Annotated in this window: 1 pseudogene; it reads right to left on the bottom strand. The window is 59.3% G+C overall.

What is annotated here, in order from left to right:
• Positions 1 to 523 (bottom strand): annotated as a pseudogene (locus tag Q2K20_RS18155) (cytochrome P450); the annotation flags it as partial.

A 523-nucleotide genomic window follows, 5' to 3' on the forward strand; every position in this document is an offset into this window, starting at 1 on the left:
CCGGGTTCCTCCCCCTCTGCTAACCGAGCCTTCTTGTCGTACCACAGAGAACTCAGACCGCTCGCCATCTCGCGCATTCCGTCGAACGTCTCGTCGAGGTCCGCAGGACCACCGTTCGCTTCCTCGATCGAGGTTGCAATATCTGACCAGTACACGAGTTTGCGACGTTCCTCGTAGGGGAAGTCCAAGAGCGTCGCGAGCATTCGAGCTGTCAGTTCGATCGAGACAGTCTGGACCCAGTCGAACGGCTGATTCACCGGCAAGTCGTCTAGTACCTCGCGAACCCGAGACCGAATGAGCGTCTCCATCTCGCGCAGGTTCTTCGGTGCGACCACCCCTTGCACAGCTGCTCGCTGCACGTCGTGGCGCGGTGGGTCCATCGCGATGAACATCTCGATATCGAGAAAACGAGGCGGGGCCCCGATCACTATCATCGGCTCGGCGGAGAAGACCTCATGGTTCTTATCGACCGCGATGATGTCTTCATGTCGGGTCACTGACCAGAACGGCCCGAACGCACTGT

Origin of the sequence: Dietzia sp. IN118 (genome assembly GCF_032905965.1) — a bacterium.
GTDB lineage: Bacteria > Actinomycetota > Actinomycetes > Mycobacteriales > Mycobacteriaceae > Dietzia > Dietzia kunjamensis.